Here is an 8,014-nt window from a genome sequence, read left to right as displayed (position 1 = left end):
CCTGATCACGAAGCAGCACCCTAACAAATCCGCGACCAGCGCGAATCCCCTTGCAGCCGCGACTTTCTGACTCAGTAAGACTAGCTGCTTGGTGAAGAAGTCGTTGTTCTGCTGGGCGTCCGCCGCCATCGACGTGACGTGGTGCAGGCCCTTGATCTGTTCGATCATTGTGGATCTCCGTGGGTTCTGGTGTTTCGTTGCCCAGAAGCTAGGGTTTGCCGCAGAGCAACAGAATAGACATAATCCGGCAGAAATTGTTGCGCCCTTTGCAATGGTGATGAGATGGGCGAGCTCGAATCCCTTCGTGTCTTCCTGGCGGTCGCCGAGCACCGGAGCTTCAATGGAACCGCTCGCCAGCTCGGCATGACTCCCGCCTCCGTCACGCGTGCGGTGGCCGCGCTGGAGGAAAGGCTTGGCGTGCAGCTTCTCCTGCGGACCACGCGGCAGGTGTCGCTCACCTCGGCAGGAGCGGTTTATGCCGCGCGCGTCGCTCCGCTGGTGCACGGAATCGCCGAAGCGGCTTCCGAGACGATGGAAGCGCAGGGCATCACGTCAGGCCTGATCCGTGTCAGCGCGCCGATGTCGTTGGGACTGAAGCTACTGCCGGCGGTGCTGTCGCAGTTCGCGACGCTCTTTCCGCAGACCCATGTCGCGCTGACGCTATCCGACCGTTTCGTCGACATCGTCGAGGACGACTACGACTTGGCCATCCGTATCTCCGGTCCTCCCTCTGACAAGTCGACGATCTGGCGGAAGGTCTGCAGGGTGCCCCGGACCCTCGTCGTCGCTCCCGCCTACCTGGCCCAGCGCGGCGCTCCGGAGAAGCCGGAGGACCTGACCGGGTTCTCGTGCCTGAGCTACAGCCAGGATGCAGGGATAGAGACCTGGGAACTGTCCAAGGGAGCGAGCCGCCGCAGCCACAGGGCGGAAGGCGGCTTCAGCGCCAACAACGGCGACTTCCTTGCGCGGCTCGTGATGAACGGGGAGGGCATAGCGCTCCTGCCGCGCTTCATTGTCGAAGACGATCTTGGCACAGGACGCCTGGTGGAGGTCCTGCCGGAGTGGACCGCGCCGGAGATCTGGCTGACGCTCTACTATCCGCCCTACGCGCAACTGCCGCTGCGGGTGGCGACGTTCTCGGATTTCTTCGAGCACTACGTGAAAGACACCCGGCCTCTGTGAGCCGACAGAGTAGTCGGGCAAGTCGGGGGGTGCCGTCGGCCGCTTCGCCGCTACCTCCAAAGAAGGGAGGACCCTCTCGATCCTGATTGCCTGCCTCGAGAGGAGCGAGTTCGGGAAGTCGCTTCTCGCCGACTTCGGTGTTCGCGCGGGCTCTCGGGCTAAGATTGAAAGCGAAAAGACAAGTGGCTCTTCACAAAGAAGGACGAGCCGATCTTCTGCATTGCTGGAATCTGGCGGGACACGCCGGAAGTCGGCGCAGCCTTCACCATGCTGACGATGGAGCCTGGGCCCGATATCGCGCCCTATCATGACAGGCAGATTGTTATCCTCGATCGCAGCGCGTGGGCGGATTGGCTCGACCCTTCGGTGTCGGCGAAGTCGCTGATCAAGGCCCTACCACCCAGCACACTGCAGGTAGAGAAAGTCGGCTGACTTGAAACGAACCGGCGCCCGATGTCGATCAGGGATGTGGCGGGGAGCGCACCACCTGCCGGACTGGCTTGTCCTGACGCTCGCCTTGGTACGAGACCTGGCGCAGGAGATTGTCTTCCGTCCAGGTGAGATAGGTGACCTCGACCACCACTTCAGGCCTGACCCAATGCACGCGCGACAGCTCAAGCGGCGAGCCGAACCGGCTCTCGCGCGGCGGCGGAGCGTCGAGGGGCATTCGAGCTGCCTGAAGTGGCGCAAGCCGGCGAGCCAATCGCTTGAGCTCCGCAACCGTGATGCCCGTGCCGGCGCGGCCCGCGTACATCAGACGACCATCATTGGTGTAGTAGCCGAGAAGCAGCGAGCCGATATGCGAGCGGCTTCCAGTCGGATCGGTCCAGCCGACGACGATGAATTCCTCTCTGTTGAGACACTTTGACTTGACCCATAGGCCGCGATTGCCGGATGCATAGGCGCTGTCGATCCGCTTTGAGATAGCGCCCTCGAGTGCAAGCCGGCAGGCGTGCTTGCGGAACGCAGGCCCGTCGCCGATCACGTGGTCGCTGAAGCGCAGGCCGGGCATGTCGGTCGAAAACAGGCCTTCCAGTCGCGCCTTGCGGTCGATAAGCGGCAGCTTCGCAATGCTTTCTCCGTTCAGGAACAGAAGATCGAAAGCAAAGAAGGCAAGATCGCCCGTGCGGCCCTCGTCCATAGCGGCCTGCAGGCGGCTGAAGGAGGTGACGCCGTCTGCCCGAACGGCGCACAGCTCCCCGTCCACATATGCCTCTTTCACCGGGAGCGCGCGGAGGGCCGCTATCGTCGCTTGATAGCGATGCGACCAATCGAGGCCGGTGCGGGTGAGCAAGCGGATGTCGCTGCCGTCGATCCGCGCGTGCATGCGGTATCCGTCGTACTTGATCTCGTGAAGCCAATCGGGGCCGTTGGGCGCTTCGTCGACCAGGCGCGTCAGCTGAGGCTCGATCCATTTCGGCGGATGCGTTTTATTCGGCTTTGTGGGATTCACCGTCTTCCGCGCCAATAGAGATAAAGCGTCGTCATGCGGGCCAGACTACCACATTGAGCGGCAATTTGGCCCTTGGCCAACTTATTGGCTTCTAGGCGAGGCGAACGCTCCGGACTTCCAGGCCTTTCTTGCCTTGCCCGCATTCGACAATCACCTTCTGTCCCTCCACCAGCACGCTGAGCCCTGAGCGGGCAGCGCGGTGGCATGAACGAAGACGTCCTTCTCACCATTTTCGGGAGCAATGAAGCCGAACCCCTTTTCGGGATTGTATCACTTGACCGTGCCCTCGCTCTCCAGCGCACCACCCTTCCCGGCGATGGCCCCCCCAGCAAGGCGCACATCTGCCGGCGTTTTCGCGATCTGATCGCTGATTCAACCGCGACCTTGAGACGTGTTCCCTTGGAAACAGCGCGGCTTCCGGCAGCCTCCAACACTCGGATGTGCAGATATGCTTCCGTGCCATCGGACAGTTTGACGAAGCCGAAACCCTTGCTGGTATTGAACCAGATCACCTCGGCGTCGACGGACTCTGCCGTTGCGGTCGACTACGATATCTGATCGGGGAACCTGACGAAGGTCTCATCGGAAACCTACAAGATCGAGCGGTTCTCGTTCTGCAGCCAGTGACCTGTGGTAGCCTTGTCGGTATTGGGGATGTTGCGTTTGAAGTCGCAACGTGGCCAGCTGCTGCAGCTCTCAAAATCTCCAAACTTCCCGGTGCGAAGTTTGAGGACCCCGATCTTGCACTTCGGACACGACTCCTGCAACTCGCCATCAATGGCTTCGATCTTCAGGCTGCCCTTCGCCACGAGTTCGGTGACAAAGCGGGACGGGTTCGCCAAGCTCGTATAAATTCGAACCTGTCTCTTTGCGCGGGTTAATCCTACGTAGAAAAGACGTCGTTCTTCGGCCATGGGGTATGGGTCCGGCGCAGGCATTGGAATCTGGAGTAGCGGGTCGTCTTCAATTTGACTTGGAAAACCCCGGAAGCCTTCGACTACGTTCAACAGCATCACGTAGTCTGCTTCAAGCCCCTTGGATGAATGGATCGTTTTGAAAGAGATATCGAGCACATTACCGAATCTGCGCTGCCAAGACCTCAGTTGGCTCGGGGCGTCGCTTCGATAGCGTCCAAGAAGCAGGACTGTAATGCAATCTCCGCTGATGGGCTTGAGTCTCCCTTCCTCGAAATAGCGGCGCATGAGATCGAACTGTTCTCTCAAATGCCCCTGAGCATTGGCCATGTCCTTGAAGCCGAATGCCAGGACAGACGCATTCGAATAGGTGCTCGTGGTTTTGACTGTCTTTCTGATCTGGACAGGGTTCGCCTGGATAAACGTGCTGGAGATGTCGCAGAGCGATTGTGGACACCGAAATGTGGTTCCCAATGTCAGCCGGGATGCAAAAGGGAAGATTTTCTCAAATTCGGTCATCACAGATATGTCCGCACCAGCGAACCTGTTGATGCCCTGCCAATCGTCGCCGACGACACACAGGTGAACCTCGCCGTTCTTTTCGTCGGACAATGCTTTCAAAAGGCGAATTCGGGCGCGGGAGGAATCCTGAAACTCGTCAGCGAGAACCATTTTGTAGGGCCTCGGATATTTCCCGGCTTCGATATACTGTCCTGCTTGAATGAGCATGTCCTCGAAGTCGATCCAGCCTCCTTTTCTCAGTCTCCGTTCCCACTCCTCGGATATCTGGTAGAACAGCTTTACGAACAGCAGGATGCGAGCAGCGTGTCCATCATTTAACTGTTTGGCGGTCGCCTCTTTCATTTGTGTCGGCGTGAGACCATTGCTTTTAACGTGCTGCTGAAATATCCGAACCGTATTAGCCAGTTCCTTGTTGCTGATCGGCTGGAGGCCTTTGGCTTCGCGATCCGGATCGAAACGGATTGTTTGTCGGCACTTCCTCAACTCGGTTTCCAGATTAGATAGCGCAGCTCCTGTCGAAATCTGGTGCGAAGTGGTTTCGAAGAGCGCGGTTCCCATATCCGCATGCAAAGACCTCTTCCATTTTGCGCCTTCTACATAATCGCCGCCGAAGTGATCTGGAGCCGTGCCGTCCGCCCCGAGAGCGAAATGCTCATGATAAAGCTGGATATCGGGGTAATAGAAGTCGGGCTGATATTGTCGATGAGTTTCGGTGGCTGTTCTGTGTTCGTAGTCCCGCTCGTACTCGTACGGGACATTGTGATAAAATAGCCAGTCCGCTATCAGCCGCTCTTCCTTACTTTTAACGATGTCGCCATTGGCTGTTCGGTGGCCAACCCTGCCTTTATCATAGGCATCAGGCTCAGACGCGGCACCACGCCGACCGATATCGCGGCCGTAAACGACGCGGAAAATGTTCCAGTTATTGTGAAATTTGGGGTCTCGGTCAGACAGGTCTTTGATGATCTTGCCAATCATCTCGACGTCTTGACCAGATTGTTCGAGCCAGGGTGCGAGCGAAGGCTTCTCACCGCTCGCTGTTGCGATCACATGCAGCCCGAAGGCGCTAAATGTCTCTACTTTGATTTCATCTGCACCCTCGAAGTCAGCAAGGCGTGCTTTGACCCGATATCGCAATTCCTGCGCTGCATCTCGGTTGAACGCGAGAATGAGAATCTGACTTCCTTTGGCCAATTTCTGTTGCAAGGCATAGCCAGCCTTGGCGACCATCGTCGACGTTTTCCCTGATCCAGCGGCAGCCACGATTTGCACACTGCTGTCCATGCAGATACAGGCGTTGATCTGCTCTTCTGTCAGCGGATTCTTTTCAACGGAATCGAAAAGGGGCTTCAGCAGTTTTTTCTGTATGGCCCGAAACACGTCGTTGTTGTTTTTGAAATCCGATTTCAATTCCTCAAGCGCCGGATTTCTGTTCAACAGTTTATTGATGGCAAAATCGGTCGATCTGCTCGGGGCCGGGAACTGCTCAAGAATTCTCTCGGCCGTCCCCGAAGGTATCCACTTCGTGCGATCGACGCGCGGCTCCCATTTTGCACCCCAATCACGAAGACGCTGATGATAGTCGTCCTTGCTGAGATTCTCGGGAACCGTCAGTTTGCTCGTCGCAGGAGGGGTTTTAGCGCTGTCCTTGATCAGCCCCAATTTGGTCAAGACTGAATGCCCAATCGCAATCGCCATGACCAAAAGAAACAACTCAATCATTCCGGCCCCATATGTCCTACCCCTGCTCCTCGATTATCGCCGTAGAGGGTCAACATCAACGATAAAGGCAGCGTGAAACTGGCAATAGACGATAGTAGGGCTTGATGGCAGCGACGGGCTGCCGGACCTCTTATTCGCGCTACTCGCCCGGCAACGCCGCCAAAAGCACCAGTCAGGGTGCAATTGGCAATGTTCGGTATCTTCCCGGATAAGCCCTTGAATCTCGTGGCGGTGCAGACTGTATTTTTTGTTGGAGATCACCATGCCGTCAGAAACCCGCTCGCCTCGACGCGCCGTCCTGATCGATGCCGACAATGCCTTGGCCAAGATAGCCGACGGTTTGTTCGACGAGATCGCCAAGATCGGGGAAGCCAGCGTCCGTCGCATCTATCTTCCGAAGCGAGAGGAAACTCGCCGCGCGGGGTAGGTCGCCGCACTTTACAATTCCTTCTCGGCCAGTTCGCGGAATCCGTCGGGGACCGAACGCGGACCGTCCAGCGCTGTGGCGGCATAGCCGACCGCGTCACGGCCAAAGCGGTCGCGAATTGTGTCGATGGCACGGTCGGCGGTCCAGCGAGCAATGCCTCTTTTGGCGCCGGGTCTGCGCTTCTCGTCCGGAAGCCCCAACGGCAGATCAAGCTGGATTTCCGGCTGCTTTCTCAGCTGTGAAATCGATATCGCCAGCAGCGTGATCGTCCGCTCCTGCGGATGATCGGCAAGCGCTACCCGCACCAATTCCTCTGCAATCTCGGCTAGCATAACCGTCGCCGAAATCGGCGCATCCAGCGTCGTCGATCTGGTGACGGCTCGCATGTCGGCGAACCGGACCCGCACCGTGACGGTGCTGCCGGCGAGAGACTTCGCGCGCAGGCGCGAGGCAACGCGATCGGCGAGATGGAGCAGCGCCGGCTTGAACACGCTTTCGACGGCCGGCTTGCGGCCAAGCGCAGACTGCGCTCCTGCCGACCTCGCACGATGTTGGGTTCGGATCGCGCGCGGATCGCGGTTCCAGGCCAGCGCCGAATGCTTTTCGCCCACGGCCGTGCCGAGGAGACGTTCGATGGAGCGTCCCGGCGTGTTGGCCAGCTGACCGATGGTGAGAATGCCCCGCTCCGTAAGCTTCGCCTTGGTGACGGGACCGACACCCCACATCAGCTCGACGGGAAGGTCGTGGAGAAATTCCACTTCGGTCTTCGGATCGACCAGCACCGTACCATCGGGCTTGGCAACCTGCGAGGCGATCTTGGCCAGGTGTTTTGTCCGCGCCACGCCGACCGAGATCGGCAGACCGAGCTCGGTGCGGACCCGGTGTCGGATCGTCGCTGCAATGTCTGCCGGTGAGCCGAAGAGATGCGTGCAGCCCGCGACATCGGCAAAAGCCTCGTCGATCGAAATCCGTTCGACGAGCGGCGTGTAGTCACCGAGGATGGCGATCGCAGCGTCACCCAGCCGCTGATAGTCCTTGAAATGACCGCCGACGAAAGTCAGCTGCGGACAGAGTTCGCGCCCGCCGTCCCGGCATGCCGCCGCGAACGCCAAAGGCTTTCGCCTCGTAGGAGGCGGCGAGTACGACACCGCCACCGACGGCGATCGGTTTGCCGCGCAGGGATGGGTTCAGCAGTTGCTCGACCGACGCATAGAAAGCATCGAGATCCGCATGGAGAATTGTCGCCAGCGTTTCCATGTCTCTACCGGAAATCCCGTGTCTTCACCTTGATGCGGTCGATGTGCTCGTAGGGATCGACGATGTTTCGGCCTTTCGGCATTCCGCGCGGATCGATCCCCGATCCGCCATGACGGGCCTCGTCACCGCGGCCGTGTGGCAATGGAAACGGCGTCTCGCGGTTTCCGACGCTGGCGAGTTCGGCCGAAAGATCGGTCAACTCGTGCGCGACGAGATGCACCACCTCCCCTTCCCGCTGGATGCGGCCGCGCACACCGAGCATGGCCGACGAAAGAAGCACGCGCCGGAATTTCTCGAACACCTTGACCCAGACGACGACGTTGGCGGCGCCGGTCTCATCCTCCATAGTAAGGAACATCACGCCTTTGGCCGAGCCCGGCCGTTGCCGGACCAGCACCAGGCCCGCAGCCTCGAGCCAGCTTCTGTCCCGCGCCTGCATGGCCTCCTCACAGGTCACGATGCGACGCCGGCGTAGATCGGCGCGCAGAAACGACACCGGATGGCTCCGCAAGGTCAGCCCGACATGGCCGTAATCCT

At 59.2% G+C, this 8,014-nt stretch carries 5 protein-coding genes and 5 pseudogenes; 3 read left to right on the top strand and 7 right to left on the bottom strand.

The window, feature by feature from the left end; all coding sequences use genetic code 11:
* Positions 1 to 75 precede the first annotated feature (75 nt).
* Positions 76 to 168, bottom strand: a pseudogene (locus NKJ46_RS34125) (ring-cleaving dioxygenase); the annotation flags it as partial.
* A 114-nt stretch (positions 169 to 282) separates the two neighbouring features.
* Between NKJ46_RS34125 and NKJ46_RS34120 the strand changes: the two are divergent.
* Together NKJ46_RS34120 and NKJ46_RS34115 are read left to right on the top strand one after the other, a co-directional pair.
* Positions 283 to 1,182 (top strand): LysR family transcriptional regulator, encoded by a 900-nt coding sequence (locus NKJ46_RS34120; RefSeq protein WP_352671664.1) that lies wholly within the window; start codon positions 283 to 285, stop codon positions 1,180 to 1,182.
* 168 nt (positions 1,183 to 1,350) lie between these two features.
* Positions 1,351 to 1,614 (top strand): annotated as a pseudogene (locus NKJ46_RS34115) (SOS response-associated peptidase family protein); the annotation flags it as partial.
* 28 nt (positions 1,615 to 1,642) lie between these two features.
* Here NKJ46_RS34115 and ligD read toward each other — a convergent pair.
* From ligD to NKJ46_RS34095, 4 genes and pseudogenes are all read right to left on the bottom strand, one after another.
* Positions 1,643 to 2,635, bottom strand: coding sequence for a non-homologous end-joining DNA ligase (gene ligD / locus NKJ46_RS34110; RefSeq protein ID WP_352671661.1), 993 nt, complete (start codon positions 2,633 to 2,635; stop codon positions 1,643 to 1,645).
* A 150-nt stretch (positions 2,636 to 2,785) separates the two neighbouring features.
* A complete protein-coding gene (locus tag NKJ46_RS34105; protein WP_352671667.1) occupies positions 2,786 to 2,878 on the bottom strand; it encodes a hypothetical protein in 93 nt (30 codons plus the stop codon).
* Positions 2,879 to 3,063: 185 nt separating this feature from the next.
* Positions 3,064 to 3,147: pseudogene (locus NKJ46_RS34100) on the bottom strand (cold-shock protein); the annotation flags it as partial.
* Positions 3,148 to 3,225: 78 nt separating this feature from the next.
* Positions 3,226 to 5,793: a UvrD-helicase domain-containing protein gene (locus tag NKJ46_RS34095; protein WP_352671658.1), complete on the bottom strand. Its 2,568-nt coding sequence runs from the start codon at positions 5,791 to 5,793 to the stop codon at positions 3,226 to 3,228.
* 262 nt (positions 5,794 to 6,055) lie between these two features.
* Between NKJ46_RS34095 and NKJ46_RS34090 the strand changes: the two are divergent.
* Positions 6,056 to 6,184, top strand: a pseudogene (locus tag NKJ46_RS34090) (NYN domain-containing protein); the annotation flags it as partial.
* Between the two features lie 47 nt (positions 6,185 to 6,231).
* On the opposite strand, the pseudogene dinB reads toward NKJ46_RS34090, so the two are convergent.
* Positions 6,232 to 7,477 (bottom strand): annotated as a pseudogene (gene dinB, locus NKJ46_RS34085) (DNA polymerase IV).
* Positions 7,478 to 7,481: 4 nt separating this feature from the next.
* On the bottom strand, positions 7,482 to 8,014 hold a 533-nt coding region (locus tag NKJ46_RS34080), incomplete at its 5' end, for an OB-fold nucleic acid binding domain-containing protein (protein ID WP_352671655.1).

Source organism: Mesorhizobium sp. M0166, assembly GCF_040322255.1.
Taxonomy (GTDB): domain Bacteria; phylum Pseudomonadota; class Alphaproteobacteria; order Rhizobiales; family Rhizobiaceae; genus Mesorhizobium.
Note: the sequence above shows the minus strand (reverse complement) of the source record. Positions and strands in the feature narration are given on the sequence as shown.